Consider the following 25388-nt stretch of genomic DNA (forward strand, 5'->3'; position numbering starts at 1 on the left):
AGGATTGTTCCCGTTAAGCGGTTACGCGCTCGATGGCATCGATCAATTTCGTCGGGTCGAACGGTTTCACGATCCAGCCCGTCGCGCCTGCCTGGCGAGCGCGATTCTTCTTTTCCGCGTCACTTTCCGTCGTCAGAACCAGGATCGGGATCGCGCGGTACTTGTCGTTCTTGCGCACGCCTTCGATAAAGCCGAAGCCATCGAGACGCGGCATGTTGATGTCCGTGACGATCACGTCGGGATTGCAGGTTTCGAGCACTTCGAGACCTTCGACGCCGTCTTCGGCCTGGATGGTTTCAAAGCCTGCATTGTTGAGAGTGACCAGAAGCATGTTTCGGATGGTTCTGGAATCGTCCACCGTGAGAACGCGTTTCTTCATTGCTTGCTCTCCTTTGCGAGCATCATTTCGTGATTGACTCCGATGAGCTGCATCGTCTTGACGAGCGCGTCGGAGATGTTTGAGAACTTGAACGAGAGCTTTTCCTGTTCCCAGGTCTTGGATGCCGACATCAGCACCTGGATGCAGAGAGCGCCGCAACGCTCCACTGCGGATCCATCAATCGCGAGATCGCTGCCGCGCATCGACATCAGCTTGCCGTGCAGGGCGGAGGCCTCGTTCAGATCGAGGATCTTCTCCAGACTGAGTTTCTTCATTGCTTTGCCACTCATTGGGTCTTTCCCGTCGCTTTGATTTCAGGTCCCCGTTCATGCGTCATGACGCCACCCTTTCCTCGAGCAAGGCGAATGCCGTCGGTCCGGTGTCCGTCACGGGCGCAACGATCTGGTCGCTTCCTGTCCTCCGGGAAGGTCCCGAGACGCGGCCATGGTCGAATTGGCCGAGCCTGAACGCCCTGATCGTGTCGCCAAGCTCTACTATTACAGCCTTAAGGTTATCGGAGTGTTCACACGCGCCCGTCGCGACATGAGAAGTTTCGGTGAGCATGCGGCCAATCGAATTGGCCGCTTCCGCAAGGCTGGAGACTTCCGATGCGCATTCGCCCGTGTCGCGCGCAAGACGCGAAATCGCCGTATTGATCTCGGTGACCTGCGTGGCGATTTCACCGATCGCCCCTTGTGTGCGGTTGACCATCGCGACGCCGCTGTCGACCTGAGCCTTGGTGCCGGTGACGAGATCCTTGATCTCGCGCGCCGCGTCCGCCGATCTCTGGGCAAGTCCGCGCACTTCCTGCGCGACGACGGCGAAGCCCCGGCCGCTGTCGCCGGCGCGCGCCGCCTCGATGCCCGCATTCAAGGCGAGAAGATTGGTCTGGAATGCGATGTCGTCGATGACGCCGATGATCTGACCGATCTTTTCGGCCGAGCTTTCGATATCGGCCATGGCGTCGATGGCCTGTCCGACGATCTTGCCGCTTTCGATCACCGCGTCGCGGGCTTTTCCGGAAGCGCCCTCGGCGAGACCGGCGCGATCGGCCGCCGCCGACACCTTGGCGGCGAGCGCAGCGACGTCGGAAGCGACCTCGCCCAGCCGCCCTGACGCCTGATCACTGTTGGACGCGAGCGCCGACGCCGACAACGCAATGCGGCTCGCTCCGTCGCGCGCCAGTTCGGCCGTGTCCGAAGACCGCCGCAATTCTGCGCTGATGACCTGCAACGCGCCGTTCAGGCTATCCAGGAGGTCACGGTAATCTTCCGGCGCCTGCTCTCCGACCGGTTGGGAAAAATCCTTGCCGGCGAGCCGTTCGGCGATCTCGCCGATCAAGGCCCGGGTCTCGCCGCGACGGGCGGCGTCTTTCGCCGCCAGTTCCTTCTGGTGGTTCAGCCGGCTCTCGTTGAAGCGGAGCGAGGTGGAGATTTCGAGATCCACCATGACGGCGCGGATGAGCGCTGAGACGAGCCGCAGCGCCTCATCCCGCTTGCGGGCGCCGCCGAACCAGCTCTTCGGCCAGTTGTCGCGAAGAACGCCGGCGACGAGGTGCTCGAGAACGACCGCCTGCCCGGCGATACGCCAGCGCGGATCAAGCCCGCCTCGGCTCTCGGTGTCGGATAGCAGTTTCACGCGCTCGGCATAGAGGCTGTCGAACCGCGCATCGGTCAATACGTCCCAATGGGACTGACAGAGATCGTGGAGGCGATCGATCTGCCCTTCGCTCTGGAACTGGCGTGCGGCGTCGGGGAAGGTTTGGTAGCGCTGGAAGAGATCGCGGAGACCATCTTTCACATGAGGCAAAAGGTCGTTGCGGCGTTCGCGCAAAAGCGCGGCTTCTTCGGCGGCGAGCCCCGCGAAACGCAGGCGACCGCCGAGGCTTCCGCCTTCGCGTCTTTCCCTGTCCGCCGATGCAGCCCCGTCCACCACTTTAAATCCCCGTCACAACGCGCGACGCCAGCCGACGGGCTGACACGGCCTGCTTTGCACGGCTGCGAAAGATTTCCGCATTTCGCCGCGTAGAGCACGATCTCACAGAACATGTTCGAAAATCCGGACTTGATACCGGCACGGCGAAGCGGCTTCATGCCAATCGGACCACGCAGCGATCCCATTCCGGCGTAAGTAAAATGTTTATGGTTAATTCCTTGCCTGAAGGTTAACGCCATCCGCGAACACGCATTTTTCCTAAAATAAGAGCGCCGCCAACAGCGAACATCGACCGGCCAAGCCGGCAATTAATCGCCTCGGGCGCAGGATTTCCGTATGCGCGTCCGCGTGGGAGATACTTGTCGCATCGGCGGATCCACCTTCTCTGCCGTTAACCTTCTTCAACGCGCAATCCGGGCTTGCCAGCCGTATCGCCGCTTCTATGATCGTCGAGGCAATCATCCCGAACGGACCGCGTATGAGCCTCGACAGCGTCAAACAGTTTTTCCGCGACAACGCGCCGGACATCGAAGTCATCGAGTTGTCGGTCAGCACCGCCACCGTCGAACTGGCAGCGGCTGCGCATGGGGTCGAGCCGGGACAGATCGCCAAGACCCTGGCCATCCGGGTCGGCGAAGACGCCATCCTTCTGGTGACCATGGGCACGGCGCGGCTCGACAACAAGAAGTTCAAGGCGCGTTTCGCCGCCAAACCGCGCATGCTCGCTCTCGACGAAGTCACCGCCGAGACGAGCCATCCCGTGGGCGGCGTCTGTCCCTTCGGGCTGCCGAAGCCCCTCCGGGTCTATTGCGATATTTCGCTGAGGGACTACGCCGAAGTCGTGCCTGCAGCCGGGGACATTCACGCCGCCGTCAGGATCTCGCCCGAGCGCATGGCTGCTTTGGCAGGCGCCGAATGGGTCGACGTCTGCCAGTAGTCGGAGGACGTCTCAACTCTTGCCGGCCAAGGCCAGACCTCGCAAGACGGCGTCCAGCAACTGCCCTTCGATAAAGGGCTTCACCCAGAACCGGCCATTCCTGAAAGCCGGGCACGCCCTCGGCGAAGTCGACATGGCCGGTCAGAAACACCAGCGCCGATCCGGAAGCGAGCACGGCCGAAGCATTGCGACGATCCGTTTCGGGCGTTTCGCCCGTATCCAGGAGCACGAGATCCCACGACCGCGCGCGCAGCTTCGCGCCCAGTTCGATCAGCGACGCGATTTCGATATCTCCCGGCAACAGCCCTGCGAGCGCTTCCTTGACGTCCAGCGCGATGAGATATTCCTTTTGCACCACCAGAATCCGCAAATCACTCTCCGAGCCCGGTTTCAATGCCGCGCAATCAACTGATTTGGGTCGGGTAAGTCATTTAACTTTGACATGTCCGGAACTTTTACGGCCCAGCAACATTGATATGCTGCATTCTACGGAGAAGCCCGAGTGGAGTCATCATCTCGCCGCACAGTGCGGCACGACTGCGAAAAATGCTGGATCAGAAATCTCGAGACCTTCCGAGAATTTTCCCCGCCGGAACTCGATTTCGTTTCCGAATTCAAAAGTGGCGAGATGTTGATCGAGCCCGGCGCGACCGTGCTCAGCGAAGGCTCCCTCAGCCCTCACCTTTATACGGTGCTCTCGGGTTGGGGCTTCCGCTACAAGATCCTCGAAGACGGCCGACGGCAGGTGCTCAACTATGTCGCGACCGGCGACCTGCTCGGTTTGCAGGGCACGCTCATGGGGGAAATGCAGCATTCTGTGGAAGCCCTGTCGCCGCTGTCGTTGTGCGTATTCGAGCGGGAGCGGCTCGGCACGCTGTTTCGCGATCATCCCGGTCTCGCTTTCGACCTGACCTGGATAGCGGCGCGTGAAGAGCGCATTCTCGACGAGCATCTTCTGAGCATCGGCCGCCGCAGCGCCATCGAGCGCGCCGCCTATCTCCTCGCCTTCCTCGCGCATAAGGCGCGGGAGTCGGGAATGGCGGACACGAAGTTCATCAACCTGCCGGTCACCCAGTCGCATGTCGCCGACACTTTGGGACTGTCGATCGTTCACACCAACAAGACCCTGCGCAAGCTCGCGGAGCGCGGCGTCATCCGTTGGCTCGAGCGCGGCTGCGAAGTGCTGAACGAGGATGAATTGGCCCGGATCGCCGACTGGCGCCCGCCGGTGCCGAGACGCCGCCCCTTCATTTGAGGCGGCGGCTCGAGGCTGCCGAAGTGTCAGGCGGCCCGCCGCGCATCGGCGGGAAAAACCAGCCCGTAACGAACTTCGCTTTGCGATACGCTATATTCCGCTTTGCCGTTGACGGAGGCGGGAACGACCCGCTCGAGGATCGCGGTCCCAAGCCTGCGAACCGGCAGCGCAGAGTCCTGCCCTGCTTTGCGATAGGCCGCGTCCAGGGGTTCGCGCCAGGAAACACTGACGAAATCGCGTCCCTCACGCTCCTGCATCGCGATCGTCACCACGATCGTCTGGCCCGCCGGCAGGAAGCTGCCGAAATTGATGGCGTTGATCAACAATTCGTGGAAGGCGAGGCCGAGATGCATGGTCACATTCGGAGACAGCAACAGGTTTTCACCTTCGAACGTGATCAGCTGTTGGCCGTTTGGAATATAGGCCGAGACCTGCTGCTCCAAGAGCTCGCGCGCAAATGCGCCGCGCCAGCCGGAATCCGTCACCAGATCCTGTGATCTCGACAGGGAGAAGATGCGCCCCCTGAGCTTCTGCACATAGGCTTCGATCGAATCCGTATATTGCGAGGTCTGTGTGACGATGCTCTGGATGATCGCCAGAAGGTTTTTCGACCGATGGCTCACGTCCCGCAAGAGCGAATGAAGCACCTTTTCGCGACGTCGATCTTCGCCCCGATCGATGATTGTGGTGATGAACTGCATCTGCGCGCCATGGCCACTGAAGGCAAGCACCCGGAACTCGAAGACTCCGCCGTCTTCGAGCGTCACTTCGAGGATTTCGGTCTGACGGGTTTCGAGCGCACGCGACTTGGCGTCCGCCAATCGGGCGCCGATCTCCGCGCCGAAGACGGAACGATCGTCGGGCGCATCGTCGGATTTCAGGCGCCAGATATCCGGGAGGCCCGTGACACAGAGATAATTGTGGTCGCGGTCCTGCAAAATGAGGCTGGCGTTCATGTCGAGCAGGGCCGTGATGAAAAACGGGCCAAGCTCTCCCTCGTTGAGATCCTTGGCGTGCCAAAGGAATCGCCGCACCTTACACCTCGAAATTACGCGCCTGCAGCGGAAAGACCGATATCGCCTCTCCGTGCACCGCGCTTTGCCGGCTACTACGCGTCAAATCTGTCAGGCGGACATAGCCTGATAGGCCTTGTCGCCTTCATTGAAGAACAAGGCCTGACTGATCAATGCTTTCAGCATATCAGGATTATACGGCTTGGTGACAAGGAAAGTCGGTTCCGCACGCTCGCCTGTCAGCAAACGCTCGGGAAAAGCGGTGATGAAAATCACCGGAACGCTGGCGACCTTGAGAATGTCGTTGATCGCGTCGATGCCGGAGCTGCCGTCGGCGAGATGGATATCGGCGAGGATCATGCCCGGATTGCTGCGACGATAGAGATCGAGCGCCTCGGAATGCGTCCGGGCGATGCCGCTGACGCTGTGGCCGAGATCGAGCACGATGTGCTCGATGTCGAGCGCGATGAGCGGCTCGTCCTCGATGATCATGATCTCGGTGGTGATTTGACGGGAGATCTCCTGTGTCGCTTCGTCGAGAAGACGCTTCACGTCCTCGATGCCGACAGCCAGGATCTCGGCCGCTTCGGAAAAGGAAAAGCCTTCCACGGAGACCAGAAGGAAGGCGTGGCGCGCCTGCGTCGGCACGGCGGACAGATTGGCGACCGCTTTCTTCTCCCAGGCGAAGGGCGAAATGGCCTGCGGCACGTCGACCTGAGCCGACTTGAGGATGCGGACAAAAAGCTTATACAGCGCCACACGGTCCGACGACGCTTCCGGGAAGATACTGAGATCGGCGATCAACGCCTCGAGCGTCGCGACGACGACGAATGCATCGCCGGAGGTCTGAGATCCGGTGATCGCGCGCGAGTAACGGCGCAGGAACGGCAAATGGGCGGCCACGCGCTCGGTCAAGGTCATTCAGATGTTCTCCCCTTCTTGGATTCTGCTGACGCATTGGTAAATGCGAAGATAAGCAAAAGGTTCCGCGACTGTAAGTCGTCGCGATTAATTTATATCGTTCCTCGGCGACGCTCTGCCGGCGGTTCGCCATGAACCCGGCGCGCCGCAAAGAAAGCGCCAGCCGCGCACACGGCCAATATGGCCCATGGGTTCTTACGCATGAGGCCGGGCATAAGACCAAGCGCGAGGTCCACCTCCGATACCGGACGGATGGGAGCCTGTCGGATCACGACCCTGCGACGGCGCATCGTCATGGCGAGGAGGCCGACGATGGAGATGGCGATCAACACCGAGCCTGCGAACAACCAGCCGACCACCACGCCGTAGATATCGGATATGGCGATGGACGCTGCTGCCAGCAAAAAGCCAGACCGACCGCCAGCAATAAGGCGAAGGCTAGAAAAAGCCCTGCGCGCGCCGCAGCCCGACTGGCGCCATTCGCCAGATTACGCCCCGCCAGCGTGATGAAGTGTTGCATGCTCAGCCTCTGCGGGTCAGGAGAGCCGCGAGATAGCCGAGGCCGAGCGCCAGACCCACCGCCTGGAAAGGGCGAGCGCGTATTTCATCCTCCACGTCCCGGCCGAGAGAATAGGCTTCTTCACGGGCGTCGTTGAAAGCGCGGCGCGAAGCGGCGGCGGCATCGGCAGCCATGCGCTCGGCGCCGTCTCGGTAGGATTCCGCCTTTGCCGCGCCAAAGGCTGTCAGGGTCTTGGTCAACTCGGCGAGATCGCGCTTGAGATCGCCGATCTGCGCTTCGAGATCCTCGACGGTCGGCGCGTTTTTCTCATTCGCTTCGGAAAAAGCCATGATGTCATCCCTTCTGATGTAAAGACCCGCGCGGCCTCGACCGCACTCGCTCCGGAAAATGCACGGACGGGGAAAAAGTTCCCGAAAATAAAAAGGAGAGAACCATTCCGGCGGGAGGAAAGGTTCTCTCCTTTACGCGTCTGGCGCCTTCGGGGGGATGAAGGGGCGGATCCGGCGCCAGCTTCCGAATGGAGAGGAGGGGGCTCTGCATTCGACATCGGCAAAACGCCGCGTTCGACGTTTGGTTCCGCCAACATGGCTGAAACCTCGATTTTTCGCGTAATCCGGAACCGAGCAACATGCATGGGGTTACAAAATCGCGGAGACCTTCGGCGGCTTTGGACACCGTGTCACCGCCATCCTGGCGCAAAGTCCCCTCTGTTGCGCCGACGAACATCCGGACCGGGCGAAGTCGCGTAACAGATCTTCAAAAGGAGTTGAGCATGAAAGCAATGAAATGGCTTTTGGCGGGACTATCCGCCCTGCTGATCTCGGACGGCGCGACGGTCGCTTCGGAAAATGCCGGAAGCAAGGAAGCGACGAGCGACCTTCCCTTTTCCGCCACAGACGTCGCCGTCTTCGACACGCCTTGGGCTCTCGCTTTTCTCGACGAAGATGAGATGCTGGTGACGGAAAAAGGCGGGCGGATATGGCTCGTCACGACAGGCGGCGACAAAGTGCCGGTCGAGGGTGTTCCGGACGTGGTCTATCGCGGCCAACTCGGTTTGCTGGATGTCGCGCCCGCCCCGGACTTCGCCACGTCCGGGCTGGTCTATCTGACATATGTCGAACCGAACGCCGCGAGCGGATCTCTGGCGCTGGCGCGGGCGTCGCTGGCTCGCGGCGACGGTGAAGTCTCTCTCCAAAATTTCGACGTTGTCTGGCGTGACGACGCTTTACCCGGCGGCGGTCAGGCCGGCGGGGTGATCGCTTTCGCGCCTGACGGACGACATATATTCTTGACGGTGGGCGATCGGATGCGCCCGAAGCGCGCCCAAGATTTGTCGACGCCGCAGGGCAGCATCATCAGGCTCACGCTCGACGGCGAGCCTGCGCCGGGCAATCCCTTCGAGGCCCGCAGTCAGGCGCGACCGGAGATCTGGAGCTTCGGGCACCGCAATCCCTATGGTCTCGCCTTTGCCCCCAACGGACAACTCTGGGCCCATGAAATGGGCCCTCGCGGCGGAGACGAACTCAACCGCATCGAAGCGGGCGGCAATTACGGCTGGCCGCTTGTTTCCAATGGAGATCAATACAGCGGCGCGTCGATTCCGAGGCATTCGACGCGTCCCGACCTCACCGCGCCCTCGCTCTACTGGAACCCGGTGATCGCGCCGGCGGGGCTCGCTTTCTATACAGGCACGCGGTTTGCCGGTTGGAAAGACTCAGCGTTGATCGGAGGACTTGCCGGACTGAGCCTCAGCCGTATAACATTCGATCCGAGCGGCGCCGCGCATGAGGCGGACCGTTGGGACATGGAGGCGCGCATCCGCGACGTCGCGGTCGACCCTGACGGCTATGTTTGGGTGATCGAAGATGACGCCGAGGGACGACTGAGGCGTTTGGAGCCGAAATAGCCATTCAGTCGTTTAATTCTACGCCGGCATGGAACCAATGTCCGCCGAGGGCGTTCCCGCGAAGACCAGACGACAATCAGCGCAACCATGCGAGCCCGCACATATGAACCATGATGAATCAAACGGAATGGGGGATCCCGGCGTGCCGGGTCCGTTCGGCGAGATCCCCAAGAAGCTCAAGGAGTATTACGACTCCCTGCAGGAAGAAGCCATTCCGGCCCGCTTTCTCGACTTGCTCGAACAGCTGGACAAGGCGGAGCGTGTCCACGCCGCCGGCAAACAGTCCCTCCTGACTGGGGAAAGCTGATCATGACGCAAGACGAAGACAGCATCGAAAGAGATTTCAAGCGTACGATGCTCGCTTGCCTCGGCAGCTTGCGCGCTTTCGGCGTCTCGCTCACCGGCCGCCACGATCGAGCTGACGATCTCGTCCAGGACACGATCATGAAGGCTTGGGCCAAGAAGAGCTCGTTTGAGCCGGGCACCAATATGAAGGCCTGGCTGTTCACTATCCTGCGCAACGAGTTCTACAGCCAGATTCGCAAGAGCGGTCGCGAAATCCAGGATTCGGACGGCTTTTACACCGAACAGCTGTCGACCCATCCGGGACAGTATGGCGCGTTGGATCTGCAGGACTTCAAGGCGGCGCTCGAAAAGCTGCCCGACGACCAGCGTGAGGCGATCATTCTCATCGGCGCCTCCGGCTTCTCCTACGAGGAAGCGGCCGAGATTTGCCAATGCGCCATCGGCACGATCAAGAGCCGCGTCAACCGCGCGCGCAATCGGCTTGCCGAATTGCTGGCGGTGGAAGGGGACCGCGAATATGGTCCGGACTCCAGAGCACTCGCCGTGACGGGCCGCACCTTCGTGGGGTGATCCGGCCAGAACCGTACAACGACGCCGCCGGTTTCGCGACCGGCGGCTTTTTCATATGTACATGTCTCGAAGAGTGGCCTGCCCGGCAGGCGGAAACTACTGTCAGGGGATGGTCAGGCTGACCTCGGCGCGCGTTCCGCGCTCGCGCGGGACATAGCGGATGCCGCCGCCGACGGCTCGCGCCATGGAGGCGACGATTCGCGATCCCAGCCCGGTGCCCTGCGCCGGCTGAGACATCTCGATGCCGCGGCCGTCGTCCTCGACGACCAGAAGGGCTTCGCTGTCGTTGAGGCGGGTCAGCTCGACGCGGATCTCGCCGTCTTCCTCTTCGGGATAAGCGTATTTGATCGCGTTGGTCAGCAGTTCGGTGACGATCATGCCGGTCGAGACGGCGCGATCGGAGGGGAAGATCACGCTTTCGAAATGTGAGCGGATATTGGACTTGCGCCGGTCCTTGGCCATGGTCTCGGCCAGTTCCGAAATCAGCGTCGAGAGGTAGCGGCTCATCTCCACCTCGCGCACATCGTCGGACGTATACAGGCTGCGATGCATGCCCGCGATGGCCGAGATCCGCGCCTGCGTCTCCGACAGCGCATGACGAACTTCATCGCTTTCGCTGGCCGAAACCTGGAGACGGATGAGAGCGGCGACCAGCGCAAGGCTGTTGGCGACGCGATGATTGACTTCGGCGAGCAGAATTTCCGCCCGTTCCTTGCCGAGCCGGATCTCCTGCTCCGCCTCCTCGCGCGCAGCGCGGAGTTCTGCGTTTTCCAGCGCCTGCTGGAGCGCATTGCCGAGCAGCGGCCAGAAATCGTCGCCGACCGTCTTGATGACATAGTCGGCCGCGCCGGCTTTCAGAGCGTCGACGGCGATGGTCGCCTCGCTTGAGCCCGTGACGTAGACGACCGGCAACACGACCCCCTGCTCGTCGAGACGACGCATGAAATCCAGTCCGGTCGACCCCTGCAGGTAGTGATCGAGCACGATGGCGTGGAAATCTCCCTGCGCCAGGCGCTCCAGGCCCTGCACGGCGTCCTGGGCATGCTCGGCCTCGTATCCGAGGCGCCCGAGCGACTTCTGGGCTAGGCGGAAAAGCGCATAGTCGTCATCGATATAGAGGATCTTTTTCGCCATCGCCGGGTCGCTTTCAGGGAATTTGCATCACGGAAAAAAACAGCCCCAGCTGCCGGATGGCGTGCGCGAAGCTGTCATAGTCCACCGGCTTGGTGATGTAGACATTGGCGCCGAGATCGTAGCAGCGCTGGATTTCTCGTTCGTCATCGGTGGTAGTGAGGATGATCACCGGCAGACGCTTGGTGTGCGGATTGGCTTTGACCTTTTCGAGAATATCGATACCGGACATGTCGGGCAGGTTGAGGTCCAGTAAAATCAGCAGATACCGCCCCTCGCTCACCGACCCGGAGCGATCTTCGCCCAATATGAAGTCGAGCGCGGAATTGCCGTTTGCGAAAGGAATGATTTCATTGTTGACGCCCGCGCGCCGAACATTCTTTTCGATCAGGCGCGCATGGCCCTCATCGTCTTCGACCATCACGATCGTTACTTCTTTGCCTGCCGCCATCATTCGCTGATACTCCCTACAAAACGACTGAGATCCGAAGGCATCCGGATCATGAATGTCGAGCCCTTGCCCCGTTCCGATTTCAACTGGATGTCGCCGCCCATATTGCGCACGAGCGAACGGACATGCGCCAGGCCGATCCCCTCGCCCGGCTTGTCCTGCACGCCCGAGCGGCGGAACAATTCGAAGACGCGTTCATGATCCTCCGGCGCGATGCCGCGGCCGTTGTCGCTCACGTCGATGCCGACCGTGAAGGCGTTGACGCGGAAGGCGCGCACCGAAAGACGCAGAGGCCGCTCCGGCTCGCGATACTTGACCGCATTGTCGAGCAGATTTCCCAATGCCTGCTCGAGCGAGAAGCGGTCGGTGACGATGGTCTTCACATCGACCTTGATGCTGACCTCGCCGCTGGCTTCGAGCACCTGATGCTGGATCGCGGCGGCGTTGTGCTGAACGAGTTGCGCGACATCGATCCGCTCCGGCTTCAACTGCCGGCGTCCGTCGCGCGAAATCTTGAGAATCGCGTTGATCAACTCGTCCATCTTGCGCGTGGAAGAGCGGATGAAGCCTATGGCCTCGGGCAGATCCTCCTCGACGGCCAGCACCGTATCGGCCCGCGCCGTCTCGGGAGCGGAACCCGCCTCACCCTTGAAATAGGCCTGGATGGTCTTCAGCGCATTGTCCAGTTCGCTGGTGAAGCCCATGATGTTGACCAGCGGCGCCCGGAGATCGTGGGTGACGATATAGGCGAATCGCTGAATCTCCTGATTGGCCTGGATCAGGTCTTCGGTGCGTTCACGCACCCGCTGCTCCAGACCGGCGTTCAGTCCTTCCAGTTCACGTCGCGCCGCCAGAATCTCGCGAACATAACGGCGGATGATCAGAAAAAGATGACGAAGACGGCCAGGACGGCGATGACGCCCGCGATCGTCGCCATTCGAAGCCCCATGGCGAGATTGAGATGGCTTTGCAGTTGCAGGGCGATCTGCCGATCGGCCTCGGCGATGACGCCGCCGAGCGTTTCGCGGATATCGTTCATCAGCGACAGGCCGACCTGGTTTCTCACCATGTCGAGCGCATCGTCGCGACGGCCGGATTGTGCGAGCGACAGAGTCGCCTTCAACTCGGTCAGCTTCTGCGTGATGACCCGGCGCAGCGACTCGACATCGATTTCGGAGAAGCGGCTGCCGCTGATCGATGCCTCCAGAGCATCTTCGCGGCGCGATATCTCGTCGATGGAATCACGGTAGGGCTGCAGGAATGTCGGCTCCATGGTCAGCAGGAAACCGCGCTGGCCGCTTTCGGAATCCTGGATGGCCAGGAGAAGATCCGCCGCCGCGCTGCGGACCATGCGCGCTTCCGCGGCGCCGGCGACATATTGTTGCGTCTTGTAGACGAGATAGATTATCCCCGAAACGATCCCGACGAGGATGAAGGCGCTCGCCACCAGAGCGATGAACGTCGATCGGATCAACGACTGCTGTTGGTCGGACATTCAGGCGCCGCTCCCGCGCGATGCCGCCGCCGACCCGCTCGTCGGCGCTGCATGGGCGACTGCCGCCGCCTTTGCCAAAACCATATGCCCCTCTCACACTTCACCCGTGTCGACCACATTCAACGCGCGCGGAGGGAAGGTTCCAAAAATTCGCGAAAAAATTCAGCCGACCTCGTCGAGGCGCTGTAGCGGCATCCAACTGCGCGCCTTGAGGAAGGGGAGCAGATCGGCGGGGCTCATGGGGCGGGCAAGGGCGTAACCTTGCAGATAGTGGCAACCGAGGTCGCGCAGGATGTCCGCATGCTCCATGGTCTCCACCCCTTCGGCGACGATCTCGATGCCGCGCGAGCGGCCGATATCGATGATCGACCGCACCAATTGCTGCTGAGCCTTCGATTCCACGATCGGCTGGATGAGTTGCCGGTCGATCTTGAGCCGCCGTGGCGTCAGCTTCAGGAGAGTGACGATCGACGCATAGCCGGTGCCGAAATCGTCGATCTCGATGTCGATGCCGAGAGCGCGGATCTTCTCGATCTGCGGCACGAGCTCGCCGTCGTGACCGTCGAAGGAGATGGATTCCAGGAGTTCGAAAGACAGGGAGCCCGGCAGGATCGGCAATGCGGCCAGCCGTTCGATGAGACCCTCCTCGCGCAAACGCTGGGCGGAGATGTTGACCGACACCTTCTGCACCGGCATGCCGGCGAGCTTCAGGCGGTTGAGCTGCATCAGGGCCTGGTTGAGTATGATCTCGTCGATCGCAGCCAGGACCTTGAGGTTTTCGGCGATCTTGAGAAACGCGTCTGCCCCGAGCAGACCTTTGACCGGATGATCCCAGCGCGCCAGCGCTTCCAGCCCGACGACTTCCAGCGTCGCGGCGTCGAATTGCGGCTGGAAGAAGGAGATGAATTCGTTCTGCTCGAGCCCGCGCAAAATGTCGTCAGCCGTCTTCTTCGTGTGGACGGCGTTGAGCCGAAGCGTCTCGTTGAAGCGTTCGACGCGATTGCGGCCCCGTCTTTTAGCCTCGTAGAGAGCGATGTCGGCGTCGACGAGCAGTTGCTCCACAGGTTCCGAAGCATCCGTGCGCGAAGCGATGCCGATGCTGGCGCCCACGCGGCATTCGTGGCCCTCGTAATCGACAGGCTTGCTCAGGGCTTCGACGAGCCGGCTCGCCATGTCGGAATGCTCCTCGGCCGAGCCCGGCATGCGCGAAACCACGACGAATTCATCGCCGCCGATGCGGGCGACGAAATCGCTGCCGCGGACATTGAGTTTCAGCGCCTGGGCGGCGTGCTTGAGGATCACGTCGCCCGCGGCGTGACCGAGCGTATCGTTGATGTCCTTGAAGCGATCGAGATCGATATGCAGGACCGTGACGTCCATTTCGCCACCGGCGTCTTCCATATCGGCGAGGATCTGATCGAGATAACGTCTGTTCGGAAGGCCAGTGAGCGCGTCGTGCAGCGCAGCGTTCTCCATGCGGAGATGCGCCTTTTCGAGTTCGCGATGCTGATCTTCGGCTTGGCGCTTGGCGCGCCGGAGATCGGCCTGCAGGCGTATGTCTTGGGTGACGTCCCAGTTGACGCCGACGATCTTCTTGCGTCCCTTGCCATCCAGGTAGGCGTTGCCGATCGCGCGGATGAAGCGGATAGCGCCGTCTTTGCCGACGACGCGGAATTCGCTGCGATATTCTCCGCCGTTCGTCACCACTTCGGTGAATTCGCGCTGCGCCTGCGCAAAATCGGCAGGATGCAGCGTGTCCTTCCAGTCCTCGTAGGTGGCGGTGCGCGCATCCGGCGGCAATCCATAGAGCACCTTCATGCGTTCGTCCCAGACGAGCAGGTTGGCCGCGGGATCGAACTCCCACACGCCGATCTGCGACGTCTCGAGCGCCACCTGCAGGCGGCGAGAGAGAAGCCTCATCGCTTCTTCACGTTCGTGGATCGCCACCAGGTTGCGCTGCCGCTCCTGCATCAGTCGCCCGGCCCAGACCATCGGCAACACAACGATCGTCTCGGCGAGCAACAGTTGAAGGCGAAACAGCCAGACATCGGCGAGCGAGAGGCCGAAGCCGGATTTCGGGGCGGCGGAAATGATCCATGTTTCGCGCCCTACGTCCAGAGTCACCGACACACGGTCGGCGGACAACAGTGTCTCGTCTCCAAAAAAATGGTCCAGCTGCAACCCGTCCTCGGTCCGCGCGCCGATAGCCAGTCGGTCGGTATTCTGCGCGTCCAAGAGGCCGCTGCGCTCATACAGCGCGGCTAGATTGACCACGGAAGATAAAATGCCCCAGAACTCACGCCTGCCATTCTCCATCGGCAGGAAGACCGGCAGTCGGATGATGAGGGCCTCACCACCCTGAACCAGCTTGACAGGTCCGGTGATGACGGGAGCGCCACTGTCGCGCGCCGTCAGCACGGCGTCGCGTTGAGACGGAAGTTTCATGTAATCGAGGCCGATGACGGCGGTGTTCGGCGCATAGGGGTGAACCATGCGCACCACCAAACCAGGCGCAGCGGCGACGTTTATGATCTGGGACTGACCCTGGATCACCTGCGCCGCGATTTCGGAGAATTGCGCCTGCTGCATGGCGGGAAGCGCTTCTATGGTGGCGACGAGACCGCGCATCAGATGCAAATTGCCGCGGATATCGCTGTCGAGCCTGGAAGCGATCTGATTCAGGCGATCCAGGGAGGCGAGACGCTTTTGCTGATAGGCAGAGGATTGGTGCAGCCAGTCGGCGTAAACCAAGATGCCAACCATCGCCACGATAGCCACGAGAGCCGGCACATAGTGGAGAGACAAGAAGCCGAGAAGCCTTCTTCGTCTCCGAGTGGAATCCGCCGCCCCGTCAGACATTCCTTGTTACGCCCTTACAAATATACGGTATTTTGCCCCATTTGATCTCAGGTGTAACTTTGCCGTCTTAACAAGGGATTTCGACGCACTCCTAGATTTTGACTGGCGTGGAATGAGGGGAAACAAGGTTAAGTTTTACCGCCCGATCAGAGAACCAGCCTATACACATGGGTCGACTTGTCGATGACGGGCGCACGGTCCGGGTCCGGCCAGTTCATCGTATCGGACGGCACCCAACCGCGCTGGCCATCTGCGATGACCTCACACCAGCCGGTGTCGCGTTCGCAGCCGATCACCTTCAACCCCTGCCCCCAGGCGATCAAACCGATGCGCGGAAAATCCATGGAAGGGCCGCCATAGAGACGCATGGAATTCTTGGCGAGAGCGATGTCCTCTGCAAGCGCTGCAGACGGGGCGCCGATTGCGACGGCAAGCAAGATCGCGGACAGGATCTTCATTTTCCTATCTCCTGAAGCCCGAGTTTTTCAGGCGGTTGAGGTGAATTCTTCGCTGGGGAAATGCGGCGACGGCAGGAAGGTTCCGCGGCTTGACAGACTCACGAGGACGTGATCGGGCATACGGAAGCCTCGATCGGGAACTCTTGCGCGAACCGGGCTTTTGTCTGACAGTGCGCCGAAGGGAGCCCGACATGACGACAGACGATCAAGACATCGCCGACAGCAAACTGACGCGTTCGAAGCGTCGCTGGGCCGAGGAAGGAAAGTTCCTGACCGGCCGGATCTCCAGGCCCGAAGCCGAGCGCCTGCCGCCCGGTCAGCACCTCGTCAAAAACTGGCCGGTGCTGGATCTTGGCCAACAGCCGGAAATCCGGCTCGACAGTTGGAGACTGGATATCCGCGGCCTCGTCGACAGCCCCGTGACCCTGTCCTGGAAGAGTTTTCTTGCGCTCGACCAGTCGGAAAGCAGGAGCGACATCCATTGTGTGACGACGTGGTCGCGATACGACAACGACTGGCACGGCGTGCTGACGCGCGACCTTCTGGACGCGGCGCCGCCCAAGGCGGAGGCGACGCATGTCATGCTGACCAGCTATGACGGCTATACGACCAACCTGCCGCTCGAGGATTTCGCTTCAGAGGACGCGATCCTCGCGACGCACTGGCAGGGGGAGCCGATCACCACCGAGCATGGGGGCCCTGCGACTGGTCGTGCCGCATCTCTATTTCTGGAAAAGCGCCAAATGGCTGAACCGCGTCGAGTATATCGACGGAGATAAGGCAGGCTTCTGGGAGCGCAACGGCTACCACATGCGCGGAGATCCGTGGCGCGAGGAGCGCTATTCCGACGATTGAGGCTCAGATGCGCCGGGCGACGGCGAACAGGCCGAGCCCTGCCAGAATCATGCCGCCGCCCCACCAGATCCAGCTGCGATCATTGATCATGAAGCTCTGCTCGGGATAGGGAAACAACCCGCTTCCCTGTCCCATCCAGATCAGGCCCATCAAGGCGATCAGCAGGCCTGCGCCCATCAAAATCTTGCGCGTCATTCGACACCTCCGCTTTTAACATCCTACGCGTTTTCCCCGCCGGCGGCTCACCTTTTCGCGGTCGTCGGACGTTAGCGGAGGAAAGCGCGGAAGCGGCGCAAAGATATGGCGAACAGCACGCCGCCGATGGCGATCAGCGCCAGAAACTGAGGCCAGACCACTGAAAGACCGGCGCCCCGAAAGAGGATCGCCTGACCAAGCATGACGAAATGCGTGGTCGGCGCCGCCAGCATGATGTCCTGAATGATCATCGGCATGCTTTCGCGCGGCGTCACCCCGCCCGAGAGAACCTGGAGCGGGATCATCACCAGCATCAGCAGCATTCCGAATTGCGGCATCGAGCCGGCGGTGGTGGCGAGAAAGATGCCGAGCGATGTCGTGGCGAAGAGATGCAGCGCCACGCCGGCAAGAAACAGCCCGAGCGACCCCTGGATCGGCACGTCGAGAAGACCATTGATGACGACGGTGATCGAGAAGGCGGACGCGACGAGGACCGCAAGCCCCATCGACCAGATCTTGCTCAGCATGATTTCCGTGCTGGTCACCGGCATCACCAGGAGATGCTCCACCGTGCCGTGTTCGCGCTCGCGGATCAGGGCCGCGCCGGTCAAGACGATGGCCAGCATGGTGATGGAAGTGATCAGATTGACGATGGCGCCGAACCACATCGAGTCGCGCTGTGGATTGAAGCGGTTGCGCATCACGAGATCCGGGCCGACCCTCGCCGAACCGCGACTGTGATCGACGAATTCGTTGATCTCGGAGTTTACGATCGACTGGATGTAGCCATTGCCGCTGAAGGCCTGCGTCATGCGCGTAGCGTCGACGTTGAGCTGCAGCGTCGGCTGGCGGCCGGCCAGCAAGTCGCGCTGAAAATCGGTGGGGATGTCGAGCGCGAAAGTGTCGAGACCGGCGTCCATGCGTCGGTCCATCTCGGAAATATCAATCAGCTTCGGCGTCGTGAAATAAGGGGGATAAAAGGCGGTTTCGATGCGCCCCGACAAAGGCGATCGGTCCTCGTCGACGATGGCGATGGCGGCGTGATTGAGCGCGTCCGGCATGGCGCGGGAGGCCGTATAGACCGATATGGTGAAGGAATAGACGATCAAAATCATCAGCATCGTATCCCGGAAGAGGCCGCGGATTTCCTTGACGCCGAGAATGTAGATATTCGCGAGCCGCATGGGTCATTTTGCCTGTTTGTTGAGAAGACCGATGCTGAGCGCCATCAGCACGGGGATCGTCAGCAGGATCGGCCAGAAGGCGCCGGACAGGGCTTGAAAATCGAGCCCCTTGGAAAAGGCGCCGCGGGCGATGTTCATGAAATAGGTGGACGGATAGATCTCGCCGATGATCCGGGCGCTGCCCTGAAGCGAGGAGACCGGATCGATCATGCCGGAAAACTGGATGGCGGGAATAAGCGTCACGAGCGCGGTGGCGAAGACGGCGGCGATCTGGCTCGACATGAAGGTGGAAACGAACAGGCCCATGGCGGTGGTGGCTGAGACATAGATGAAGCCGCCCAGCACGAAGCCGACGAGGCTGCCCTTGAAGGGGACGCCGAACAGGAGAACGGCGACGACGCCCATCAACAGGCAGTTGAACATGCCGATGGCGATATACGGCGCCTGTTTGCCGAGCAGGAATTCCAGCCGCGTCGCCGGCGTCACATAGAGATTGACGATCGAGCCCAGTTCCTTTTCGCGCACCACCGACAGAGCCGTCAGCATGGCCGGTATCAGGATGAGCAAAAGCGCGATCACCGCGGGAACCATGGCAACGAGGCTCTTGATCCCGTGATTGTAGCGATATCGCGTCTCGATGGTGAAATAGTTCGACGTGGCGGCGTCGCCGAGGAGCAGGCGAGACTTGGCCGCCAGCCAGCTATTGTGGATGCCTTGGACATAGCCGGCCATGGTTTCTGCGCGGGACGGCATGGAGGCGTCGATCCAGGCGGCGACCGACACCGTGTCGCCGCGCAACACGTCGCGGCCGAAACCGGGCGGAATTTCGATCGCCAGGCTGATGTCGCCATTCTTCATGCGCCGGTCGAGATCGGCATAGTCGCGGATCGGCGACTTCTCGACGAAATAGCGCGAGCCCCTGATATCCAGCGCATAGTCGCGGCTGATGGAGGTGTCGTCGCGATCGAACACCGCAAAGGTAAGGTTCTCGACGTCGAGATTGATTCCATAGCCGATCACGAACATCAGGATCAGGCTGCCGAGCACGGCGAGCGTGGCGCGGATCGGGTCGCGCATCAGTTCCATGGCTTCGCGCTGGCTGTAGCTCAGGAGCCGCCGGGGGTCGAAGGCCCGGCGTTTCGGCATTTGAAAGACCGCTCTCGGTTGCGCCACAGGCTCGGGCGCTTCGGTTTTCGGCGCATTGCCGCTCGCGTCCTCCAAATAGGCGATGAAGGCTGTTTCCAGATCGGCGGCGCCCCGGCGTCGCATGATTTCCGCGGGCGTATCGCTGACCAGCACCTTGCCGCCATGCATCAGCGAAACGCGGTCGCAGCGGGCCGCCTCGTTCATGAAATGGGTGGAGATGAAGATCGTGACATTGTCGCGGCGCGACAGATCGGCCAGCACCCGCCAGAAATCGTCGCGCGCCACCGGATCGACGCCGGAGGTCGGCTCGTCGAGGATCAGGATTTCCGGACGATGGATCAGCGCCACCGCGAGCGAGAGGCGCTGGCGCACGCCGAGCGGCAAGCCGTCCGGCAAGTCGTCCATGATGGCGTCGAGGCCGAAGCGCCCGGCGAGTTCGACGATGCGCGGCTGGATGGTCTCTGCCGGCAAATGAAACAGACGCGCATGCAATTCGAGGTTCTGCCGGACGCTCAGTTCGGTATAGAGCGAGAAAGCCTGCGACATGTAACCGACCCGGCCGCGCGCCTCCATGTCGCCGGCGTCGATCTCGCGGCCGAACAGCCGCGCTTTTCCCTCGGTGGCCGGCAGAAGGCCGGTCAGCATCTTCATGGTCGTGCTCTTGCCGCAGCCGTTGGAGCCGAGAAAGCCGAAGATCTCGCCCCGCGGGATCGCGAAGCTGACATCGCTGACGGCGGTGAAATCGCCGAAGCGCATGGTCAGATGTTCCGCCTCGATGGCGAGGTCGCCGTCCGCGTTCTTGCGCGGCGGGATCGAGACGGGTTGGTGGCCACGACCGACCTCTTGGGGCAGTAGCGCAATGAAGGCTTCGTCGAGATCACGCGTTCCGGTGCGCGCCAGGATATCCGCCGGCGCGCCCTCTGCCAGAACCTTGCCGGCGTTCATCGCCACCAGCCAGTCGAAGCCTGCGGCCTCTTCCATATAGGCAGTGGCCACCAGCACGCTCATATTTGGCCGACCGGCGCGGATGACGTCGATCATCTGCCAGAACTGCCGGCGCGACAGGGGATCGACGCCGGTGGTCGGCTCGTCGAGGATCAGGAGATCGGGATCATGCACCAGCGCGCAGCACAGGCCGAGCTTCTGTTTCATGCCGCCCGACAGTTTTTCGGCAGGGCGATCGACGAAAGGATGCAAGCCGGTGCGTGTCACGAGATCGACGATCCGCGCCTTGCGCTCGGCCCCGCCCTGACCGAACAGCCGCCCGAAGAAATCGATATTCTCGTAGACCGACAGGGTCGGATAGAGGTTCTTGCCGAGGCCCTGCGGCATATAGGCGATGCGCGGGCAGAGATCGGCGCGAACCGACGGCCTGCCCATATCGCCGCCCAGCACCGTGACGGAGCCCGACTGGATGGCGCGCGCGCCGGAGATCAGCGACATCAGGCTGGATTTGCCGACGCCGTCAGGCCCGATCAGCCCTACCATGCGCCCGACGGGAATATCGAGCGTGACGTCATCCAGCGCCTGGGTCTGACCATAAGTGAGGCTGACGCCGGAGAGGCGGATCACGGGCTCCTCGGCCGAGGTCATTTGACGAGACCCTTATCGAGATCGGCGGGCCAGGCGACGGTTTTGTCGAGCCGAACATAAGCCACGCCCGGCAATCCGGTCTTCACATAGGAGATATATTTGCGCAGCAGGTCCGGCGAGATATGCGCGCGGACGCGGAACATCAGCTTCTGCCGTTCCTCCTCTGTCTCCACCGTCTTCGGCGTAAACTGCGCGACGTCGGAGACAAAGGAGACTGTCGCGGGAATGACGTATTGCGGGGCAGCATCGAGAACCAACCTGGCTTCCGCGCCGAGCGCCAGCTTGCCCGCCAGTTCGGATGGCAAAAAGAACGTCATGTAGACGTCGGTGAGATCGACCATGTTGACGACACGGCCGCCGCTGGCCACGACCTCGCCGGGCTCGGCGACGACGTATTGAACGCGACCGTCGCGCGGCGCCTTCAACACGCCGTCGCGGATCTGGGTATCGACGGAATCGATCGCAGCGCGGCCTGCGTCTACAGCAGCTTCAGCATCCACCACCAGGGCGCGCGCTGCGCCGATGGCGGCGTCGGCGGCCGCCACGGATGCTTCGGCGGCCGCGAGGGCGGCGCGAGCGCCAGCCGCGGTCGCCCGGTCGTCGTCGAGCACCTGCAGCGCCACGGTGTTGGTCTGAGTCAGTTTTTCCGAGCGGGCGAGGCGTTTTGCGGCGGCGTCCAGTTGCGCCTGGCGCTGGGCGACCGTGGCCTCATACGCGCGCTTTTCCGCAAGCCGCTGTTGGACCTGGCTTTTGGCCGTATCGACGCCGATCACGGCGCGGCGGAGATCCGCCTCTGCCTGGCGCTTCTGGGCTTCGAGTTGTTGGGTGTCGATCCGCGCCAGGATCTGGTCGAGATGGACGAAATCGCCCTCCTTGACCTCCAGGCTCGCGACACGCCCGGCGCTCTTGGCCGCGACATCGATCTCCACCGCTTCGATGCGACCATTTCCGGCGGCGACGCCGTCCGGCAACCCGTCTCCGGCATAGGTCTTGTAGCCGTAATAGCCGAATCCCGCCGCCAACGCAGCCGCAATCAGAAACGGCGTCATCCTCGAGGTCGCCATGATCATGCCCTTTCTGGCGTGAGATCGGCCTGCGCTCGTCGGCTTGCAGCTTTGACGCTGAGCTCATGCACGTGCCGGCACAACACCTCCGTGAATGTGGGGTCCCGCCTCTGGATGCCTGGCAAAAGGCCTCCGGCAGGGTGAGAGGGAGACTAGGGTGGGGCGGCGCTTCGGCCATGACATAAATCAAGCGCCGTGCAGTCGAGTTTGGACAAATGCGATCAAACGCCGCTGCGTCCCCGTCCGGAAGGTGAATGCCGGCTGAACGGCCGGTTCAGCCCCGGTTCGGAGGTCGCGTGTTTTACTCGGCTCAAGATCGGGGCGTCACGGGAGCCGGACCATGCAGACCTATTTCTTCGACATTCACTGGAACGGCGAGATGCTCCAGGACGAAGATGGCGCTGCGCATTTCGACGAGGGCTCGGCGCTCTACTACGCCCGCGTGATCGCCAACCGGCTGGCGCGCGGGGCCGACGAAGCGGCGATCCGCATACATATCCGCACCGTCGACGGTCGCCCTTTCGCGATCGTCTCGCCCACGCCGCGCGGTCCCCTGCCCGTCAATCAGGCGCGGGTGCGCGCGATCGTCGAACGCGATCTCGATCGCAGGCGTATGGCGGAGGTCGCCGCGGCATGACGGCAATCAACCGGCCGGTGGTCCGGCGCGGCGGGCCGGAGCGCGCAGCACCGCAATCGCCGTCAGCGCCGCCGCCGACGCCATGAGTAAAATCGTGGCGAACTTGCCGAAGCGCTGCCAGAGATAAGCGCCGACGGCGCTCCAGTCCGGGACTACCGGTGACGCCGTGTTGAAGCCTTCGGCGCTGAATTCGCATTGGATGAGCGCGGCGCCCGCCAGCGTCATATCGCGGTCGATGCGAGCCACAAGTTCGCCCGCCATCGGCTGCGCGGCCGGCAAGTCACGAAGCTTGAACAGCATCGTCTTGACGCCCGCAAGTTCGGCATGAGCGCATTCATTGAGCGGGTTCGCCTCGTCGGTGACGCTTCCCGGCACCAGGCCCCAGGCGCAATTGGCCGATTGCAGGCCGGTGAACATCACCAGCGCCCTGATATCGGCGTCGCCTTGCCCGGTCTCCTCGGCGAGTTTCATGACATCGCTGCGATAGCGTGACAGCACCGCCATCTCGCCATGCGAGATGGCGGGGACCGGAACCCCGCTCGCATCGGCCGGCGCCCCGAACACATGCGCCTGCGACTCCGTCGCCAGACTGCCGGCAAACAGTATCAACGAGACCTGTCGCATCATCTGCATGTCCCCATTTTCTCCCACCTTGCGCCATTCAAGGCCCTCGATCAATCCGACAGCTTTCGCAACAGATATAGCAGCGCCACGCGCTCGGCCGGATTGAGCGGGGCCATGGTCTGTTCCGAAATCGCGGGCCCGCGCGGCAGCATGGCGGCGAGCAGGTCTTTCCCTTCGCTCGTCAAGGACATGACCACTTTGCGCCCGTCGCTTTCGTCGCGCAGCACCTGCAGAAGTCCCCGCGCCTGCAGGCGGTCGACGATGCCGCGAATGGTCGCCTGATCGATGGCCGTCGCCTCGACCAGATCGCGCTGCGAGCACGGCCCGCGATCCGACAGCGCGCAGAGGGTCACGAATTGCATCGAGGTCAGGTTCAGATCCTCGGCGAGGTTCTGGAAGATCGCCAGATGCCGCTGATAGGCGCGCCGCAGCAAGTGGCCGACCTGCCGGGTGACGACATAGACGTCGTCTCCCGTCTTCGCCGCCTGTGGTTCTTCTTGTGATCGCTCATCCATGCTCAGATCCTCGCCGTAGACAGAAGCCAGAGACCGAAGCCGGTATAGGCGATCATCAAGAGCGCGAATGGGGTTTCGATCAGCAGTGTTTTCCGCCGGTCTCGCGCGATCGCATCGAGCAGCGCATGCGCCAGGATGACTGCGACGACATGGCCGAGCGTGACCGCCAGCGTCTGCGCGACGAAGATCATTCGCACGGTGGAATAGACGTTCAGGAACGATGTGCTGACCTGATAATCCGACACGCCGAAAAGATCCCAGCCCCGATGGAAGGGATCGGAAGCGGCCACGATGAAATCCTGAAGGCCGACCATGGCGAGCGTCAGATAATGCGCCGCCTGAAAGCCAAGCGAAATCGGCAGAATGGAGAAGATCAGCCGACCGGCGACCTCTCCGAAGCGGCGCTCGCCGGCCGCGAGGCAGCCAAGCGCGATGCTGCCGAAATAGGCGGGCGCCAAAGCCAGGAAGGTCACAATGAGGCCGAAGCTGGACGACAGCGTCACTTCGCTTCTGCCGGGAAATTCCAGCGGATTGACGCCGATCGCGGTCAGCCAGACGAAGGTGGACGACAGTCCGTCGAAAGACACCGTCGACAGCGTGAGCAGCACGAAGAGAACGCCGCTCGGGCTCATCGCGTCGCGGCGGACCAATTGCAGTCCCGGCCAGGCGAAATACAGTCGCAAGCGCCCTGCGCGCCGCTCCCAGCCGAACGGAGCCAGCCGGCCGATGAGATCGAAGAATATGCCGAAGGGCTCCGCCCTGCCACCCCATTGCCGCGCGCCGAAAAGGAAAAAGCCCAGCGCATTGACGAGCCAATAGGCCGAAACGGCCATGGCGAGACGGCGGGGATCTTCGGGGTAGAGATAGACGAGTTCGAACCAGGCGAAAGCTGAAAATTGCAGGATAGCGATGGCGTAGCCTAGCCGCGCCGGCAGCGTGAACCGTCCCTCGATTGCCCGGTCTTTCGACAGGCTTCTTACAACAGCCAGGGGTCCGGTCCAGGGATTGACGAAAGACCAGAGCCTGCCAGCCACCCCATGGGCGAAGACGAGGCAGACCCAGAACACCGTCCAGACGAATGCCGGCAAGGGATTGTGCGCAGGATCGACACTGCCGAAAAACCCGCACGTCACCATGAAAGCGAGCAGCGCGAAGGACAGGAGGCTAGGAACAACTGACGAGAAACCCGGAAGCGGGCCAAGCCAAAGCCGATTTTCATGCAACATGCGCATAGGCGCAGCCGGCGCGAGCGCCAGGATCAGGAATGTCGCGGCCACCGCCAGCACGCCGGCGAGAATGAAATAGCCTGTCGGCAACAGCAGCACCAACCCGCCTTCGGAACTGTGCGCCGCGGCGCTGGTCGCCATCCCCGCCAACGCAGCGCCGATAAGAAGCGCGGCCGGGCGGAAGGGAGTTTGGGGGCATTGCCGCGCCGTCGT

27 protein-coding genes and 1 pseudogene are annotated in these 25388 nt (G+C 62.0%); 8 read left to right on the top strand and 20 right to left on the bottom strand.

Annotation, left to right across the window (positions count from 1 at the left end; all coding sequences use genetic code 11):
- Positions 1–13 precede the first annotated feature (13 nt).
- From cheY1 to H2O14_RS08455, 3 genes are read right to left on the bottom strand one after another with little or no spacing between them, the layout of a single operon-like run.
- Positions 14–379 carry a chemotaxis response regulator CheY1 gene (gene cheY1 / locus H2O14_RS08445; protein WP_137156722.1) on the bottom strand — a complete coding sequence of 122 codons (366 nt, stop codon included), beginning with the start codon at positions 377–379 and terminating at the stop codon, positions 14–16.
- A complete protein-coding gene (locus H2O14_RS08450; RefSeq protein ID WP_182827292.1) occupies positions 376–669 on the bottom strand; it encodes an STAS domain-containing protein in 294 nt (97 codons plus the stop codon). The genes cheY1 and H2O14_RS08450 overlap by 4 nt, the downstream gene beginning before the upstream one ends.
- A gap of 43 nt (positions 670–712) precedes the next feature.
- Entirely contained in the window at positions 713–2311 is a 1599-nt protein-coding gene (locus tag H2O14_RS08455; protein ID WP_210275429.1) for a globin-coupled sensor protein, read from the bottom strand.
- A gap of 481 nt (positions 2312–2792) precedes the next feature.
- Between H2O14_RS08455 and H2O14_RS08460 the strand changes: the two genes are divergently transcribed.
- The 3 genes from H2O14_RS08460 (at position 2793) to H2O14_RS08470 (ending at position 4506) form a co-directional block, all read left to right on the top strand.
- Positions 2793–3251: a YbaK/EbsC family protein gene (locus H2O14_RS08460; RefSeq protein WP_182827293.1), complete on the top strand. Its 459-nt coding sequence runs from the start codon at positions 2793–2795 to the stop codon at positions 3249–3251.
- A gap of 19 nt (positions 3252–3270) precedes the next feature.
- Positions 3271–3663 (top strand): hypothetical protein, encoded by a 393-nt coding sequence (locus H2O14_RS08465; RefSeq protein WP_182827294.1) that lies wholly within the window; start codon positions 3271–3273, stop codon positions 3661–3663.
- 90 nt (positions 3664–3753) lie between these two features.
- Positions 3754–4506: a Crp/Fnr family transcriptional regulator gene (locus H2O14_RS08470; protein WP_312858573.1), complete on the top strand. Its 753-nt coding sequence runs from the start codon at positions 3754–3756 to the stop codon at positions 4504–4506.
- A gap of 26 nt (positions 4507–4532) precedes the next feature.
- On the opposite strand, the gene H2O14_RS08475 is transcribed toward H2O14_RS08470, so the two are convergent.
- From H2O14_RS08475 to H2O14_RS08490, 4 genes are all read right to left on the bottom strand, one after another.
- Complete coding sequence (locus H2O14_RS08475) at positions 4533–5540, bottom strand: sensor histidine kinase (protein ID WP_182827295.1); 1008 nt, start codon at positions 5538–5540, stop codon at positions 4533–4535.
- Between the two features lie 90 nt (positions 5541–5630).
- Positions 5631–6440 (bottom strand): response regulator, encoded by an 810-nt coding sequence (locus tag H2O14_RS08480; protein ID WP_182827296.1) that lies wholly within the window; start codon positions 6438–6440, stop codon positions 5631–5633.
- A 92-nt stretch (positions 6441–6532) separates the two neighbouring features.
- On the bottom strand, positions 6533–6844 hold the full coding sequence (locus H2O14_RS08485; RefSeq protein WP_182827297.1) for a hypothetical protein: 312 nt from the start codon (positions 6842–6844) through the stop codon (positions 6533–6535).
- A 118-nt stretch (positions 6845–6962) separates the two neighbouring features.
- A complete protein-coding gene (locus tag H2O14_RS08490; RefSeq protein ID WP_182827298.1) occupies positions 6963–7289 on the bottom strand; it encodes a DUF883 family protein in 327 nt (108 codons plus the stop codon).
- Positions 7290–7732: 443 nt separating this feature from the next.
- On the opposite strand from H2O14_RS08490, the gene H2O14_RS08495 reads away from it, so the two are divergent.
- The 3 genes from H2O14_RS08495 to H2O14_RS08505 all read left to right on the top strand — a co-directional run bounded on the left by H2O14_RS08495 (position 7733) and on the right by H2O14_RS08505 (position 9742).
- Positions 7733–8866: a PQQ-dependent sugar dehydrogenase gene (locus H2O14_RS08495; RefSeq protein ID WP_246697329.1), complete on the top strand. Its 1134-nt coding sequence runs from the start codon at positions 7733–7735 to the stop codon at positions 8864–8866.
- Between the two features lie 103 nt (positions 8867–8969).
- A complete protein-coding gene (locus H2O14_RS08500) occupies positions 8970–9173 on the top strand; it encodes a NepR family anti-sigma factor (protein WP_281409981.1) in 204 nt (67 codons plus the stop codon).
- Positions 9174–9175: 2 nt separating this feature from the next.
- Complete coding sequence (locus H2O14_RS08505; protein WP_137156732.1) at positions 9176–9742, top strand: RNA polymerase sigma factor; 567 nt, start codon at positions 9176–9178, stop codon at positions 9740–9742.
- Between the two features lie 102 nt (positions 9743–9844).
- Here the strand turns inward: H2O14_RS08505 and H2O14_RS08510 are convergent, their stop codons facing one another.
- The 6 genes from H2O14_RS08510 to H2O14_RS08530 form a co-directional block, all read right to left on the bottom strand.
- On the bottom strand, positions 9845–10876 hold the full coding sequence (locus H2O14_RS08510; protein WP_182827299.1) for a histidine kinase dimerization/phosphoacceptor domain -containing protein: 1032 nt from the start codon (positions 10874–10876) through the stop codon (positions 9845–9847).
- A 13-nt stretch (positions 10877–10889) separates the two neighbouring features.
- Positions 10890–11327, bottom strand: coding sequence for a response regulator (locus H2O14_RS08515; RefSeq protein WP_182827300.1), 438 nt, complete (start codon positions 11325–11327; stop codon positions 10890–10892).
- Complete coding sequence (locus H2O14_RS27285) at positions 11324–12127, bottom strand: HAMP domain-containing sensor histidine kinase (RefSeq protein ID WP_312858574.1); 804 nt, start codon at positions 12125–12127, stop codon at positions 11324–11326. The genes H2O14_RS08515 and H2O14_RS27285 overlap by 4 nt, the downstream gene beginning before the upstream one ends.
- Before the next feature lie 77 nt (positions 12128–12204).
- Positions 12205–12819 (bottom strand): CHASE3 domain-containing protein, encoded by a 615-nt coding sequence (locus H2O14_RS27290; protein WP_246697330.1) that lies wholly within the window; start codon positions 12817–12819, stop codon positions 12205–12207.
- 162 nt (positions 12820–12981) lie between these two features.
- Positions 12982–15582, bottom strand: coding sequence for an EAL domain-containing protein (locus H2O14_RS08525; RefSeq protein ID WP_246697331.1), 2601 nt, complete (start codon positions 15580–15582; stop codon positions 12982–12984).
- 242 nt (positions 15583–15824) lie between these two features.
- Entirely contained in the window at positions 15825–16136 is a 312-nt protein-coding gene (locus H2O14_RS08530; RefSeq protein WP_182827302.1) for an SH3 domain-containing protein, read from the bottom strand.
- Between the two features lie 191 nt (positions 16137–16327).
- Between H2O14_RS08530 and H2O14_RS08535 the strand changes: the two are divergent.
- Positions 16328–16991, top strand: a pseudogene (locus tag H2O14_RS08535) (sulfite oxidase-like oxidoreductase).
- A gap of 3 nt (positions 16992–16994) precedes the next feature.
- On the opposite strand, the gene H2O14_RS08540 reads toward H2O14_RS08535, so the two are convergent.
- The 4 genes from H2O14_RS08540 to H2O14_RS08555 all read right to left on the bottom strand — a co-directional run bounded on the left by H2O14_RS08540 (position 16995) and on the right by H2O14_RS08555 (position 22173).
- Positions 16995–17186, bottom strand: coding sequence for a hypothetical protein (locus H2O14_RS08540; RefSeq protein ID WP_182827303.1), 192 nt, complete (start codon positions 17184–17186; stop codon positions 16995–16997).
- Between the two features lie 71 nt (positions 17187–17257).
- Positions 17258–18370, bottom strand: coding sequence for an ABC transporter permease (locus H2O14_RS08545; protein WP_182827304.1), 1113 nt, complete (start codon positions 18368–18370; stop codon positions 17258–17260).
- A gap of 3 nt (positions 18371–18373) precedes the next feature.
- Complete coding sequence (gene rbbA, locus H2O14_RS08550) at positions 18374–21109, bottom strand: ribosome-associated ATPase/putative transporter RbbA (protein WP_182827305.1); 2736 nt, start codon at positions 21107–21109, stop codon at positions 18374–18376.
- Positions 21106–22173: an HlyD family secretion protein gene (locus tag H2O14_RS08555; RefSeq protein ID WP_182827306.1), complete on the bottom strand. Its 1068-nt coding sequence runs from the start codon at positions 22171–22173 to the stop codon at positions 21106–21108. Before H2O14_RS08555 ends, rbbA begins: the two co-directional genes overlap by 4 nt.
- A gap of 340 nt (positions 22174–22513) precedes the next feature.
- On the opposite strand from H2O14_RS08555, the gene H2O14_RS08560 reads away from it, so the two are divergent.
- Positions 22514–22810 carry a DUF6894 family protein gene (locus H2O14_RS08560; protein ID WP_182827307.1) on the top strand — a complete coding sequence of 99 codons (297 nt, stop codon included), beginning with the start codon at positions 22514–22516 and terminating at the stop codon, positions 22808–22810.
- Between the two features lie 6 nt (positions 22811–22816).
- Here H2O14_RS08560 and H2O14_RS08565 read toward each other — a convergent pair whose 3' ends face one another.
- Genes H2O14_RS08565 through H2O14_RS08575 form a run of 3 tightly spaced genes read right to left on the bottom strand, consistent with a single transcriptional unit; the run spans position 22817 to position 25316 of the window.
- Positions 22817–23443, bottom strand: coding sequence for a hypothetical protein (locus H2O14_RS08565; protein ID WP_182827308.1), 627 nt, complete (start codon positions 23441–23443; stop codon positions 22817–22819).
- A 41-nt stretch (positions 23444–23484) separates the two neighbouring features.
- Positions 23485–23949: a MarR family winged helix-turn-helix transcriptional regulator gene (locus H2O14_RS08570; RefSeq protein WP_182827309.1), complete on the bottom strand. Its 465-nt coding sequence runs from the start codon at positions 23947–23949 to the stop codon at positions 23485–23487.
- Between the two features lie 2 nt (positions 23950–23951).
- Positions 23952–25316: a hypothetical protein gene (locus H2O14_RS08575; protein ID WP_182827310.1), complete on the bottom strand. Its 1365-nt coding sequence runs from the start codon at positions 25314–25316 to the stop codon at positions 23952–23954.
- Between the last annotated feature and the right edge of the window lie 72 nt (positions 25317–25388).

It is taken from the genome of Rhizobium sp. G21, assembly GCF_014158035.1.
Lineage (GTDB): Bacteria > Pseudomonadota > Alphaproteobacteria > Rhizobiales > Rhizobiaceae > Rhizobium_E.

Excerpts from the sequence above, each read along its gene's own strand:
- cheY1 (WP_137156722.1), bottom strand. The coding sequence starts at position 379 with ATGAAGAAACGCGTTCTCACGGTGGACGATTCCAGAACCATCCGAAAC.
- H2O14_RS08450 (WP_182827292.1), bottom strand. The coding sequence starts at position 669 with ATGAGTGGCAAAGCAATGAAGAAACTCAGTCTGGAGAAGATCCTCGAT.
- H2O14_RS08460 (WP_182827293.1), top strand. The coding sequence starts at position 2,793 with ATGAGCCTCGACAGCGTCAAACAGTTTTTCCGCGACAACGCGCCGGAC.
- H2O14_RS08480 (WP_182827296.1), bottom strand. The coding sequence starts at position 6,440 with ATGACCTTGACCGAGCGCGTGGCCGCCCATTTGCCGTTCCTGCGCCGT.
- H2O14_RS08490 (WP_182827298.1), bottom strand. The coding sequence starts at position 7,289 with ATGGCTTTTTCCGAAGCGAATGAGAAAAACGCGCCGACCGTCGAGGAT.
- H2O14_RS08495 (WP_246697329.1), top strand. The coding sequence starts at position 7,733 with ATGAAAGCAATGAAATGGCTTTTGGCGGGACTATCCGCCCTGCTGATC.
- H2O14_RS08500 (WP_281409981.1), top strand. The coding sequence starts at position 8,970 with ATGAACCATGATGAATCAAACGGAATGGGGGATCCCGGCGTGCCGGGT.
- H2O14_RS08505 (WP_137156732.1), top strand. The coding sequence starts at position 9,176 with ATGACGCAAGACGAAGACAGCATCGAAAGAGATTTCAAGCGTACGATG.
- H2O14_RS08510 (WP_182827299.1), bottom strand. The coding sequence starts at position 10,876 with ATGGCGAAAAAGATCCTCTATATCGATGACGACTATGCGCTTTTCCGC.
- H2O14_RS08515 (WP_182827300.1), bottom strand. The coding sequence starts at position 11,327 with ATGATGGCGGCAGGCAAAGAAGTAACGATCGTGATGGTCGAAGACGAT.
- H2O14_RS27290 (WP_246697330.1), bottom strand. The coding sequence starts at position 12,819 with ATGTCCGACCAACAGCAGTCGTTGATCCGATCGACGTTCATCGCTCTG.
- H2O14_RS08525 (WP_246697331.1), bottom strand. The coding sequence starts at position 15,582 with ATGGTTGGCATCTTGGTTTACGCCGACTGGCTGCACCAATCCTCTGCC.
- H2O14_RS08530 (WP_182827302.1), bottom strand. The coding sequence starts at position 16,136 with ATGAAGATCCTGTCCGCGATCTTGCTTGCCGTCGCAATCGGCGCCCCG.
- H2O14_RS08540 (WP_182827303.1), bottom strand. The coding sequence starts at position 17,186 with ATGACGCGCAAGATTTTGATGGGCGCAGGCCTGCTGATCGCCTTGATG.
- H2O14_RS08545 (WP_182827304.1), bottom strand. The coding sequence starts at position 18,370 with ATGCGGCTCGCGAATATCTACATTCTCGGCGTCAAGGAAATCCGCGGC.
- rbbA (WP_182827305.1), bottom strand. The coding sequence starts at position 21,109 with ATGACCTCGGCCGAGGAGCCCGTGATCCGCCTCTCCGGCGTCAGCCTC.
- H2O14_RS08555 (WP_182827306.1), bottom strand. The coding sequence starts at position 22,173 with ATGGCGACCTCGAGGATGACGCCGTTTCTGATTGCGGCTGCGTTGGCG.
- H2O14_RS08560 (WP_182827307.1), top strand. The coding sequence starts at position 22,514 with ATGCAGACCTATTTCTTCGACATTCACTGGAACGGCGAGATGCTCCAG.
- H2O14_RS08565 (WP_182827308.1), bottom strand. The coding sequence starts at position 23,443 with ATGCAGATGATGCGACAGGTCTCGTTGATACTGTTTGCCGGCAGTCTG.
- H2O14_RS08570 (WP_182827309.1), bottom strand. The coding sequence starts at position 23,949 with ATGGATGAGCGATCACAAGAAGAACCACAGGCGGCGAAGACGGGAGAC.
- H2O14_RS08575 (WP_182827310.1), bottom strand. The coding sequence starts at position 25,316 with ATGGCGACCAGCGCCGCGGCGCACAGTTCCGAAGGCGGGTTGGTGCTG.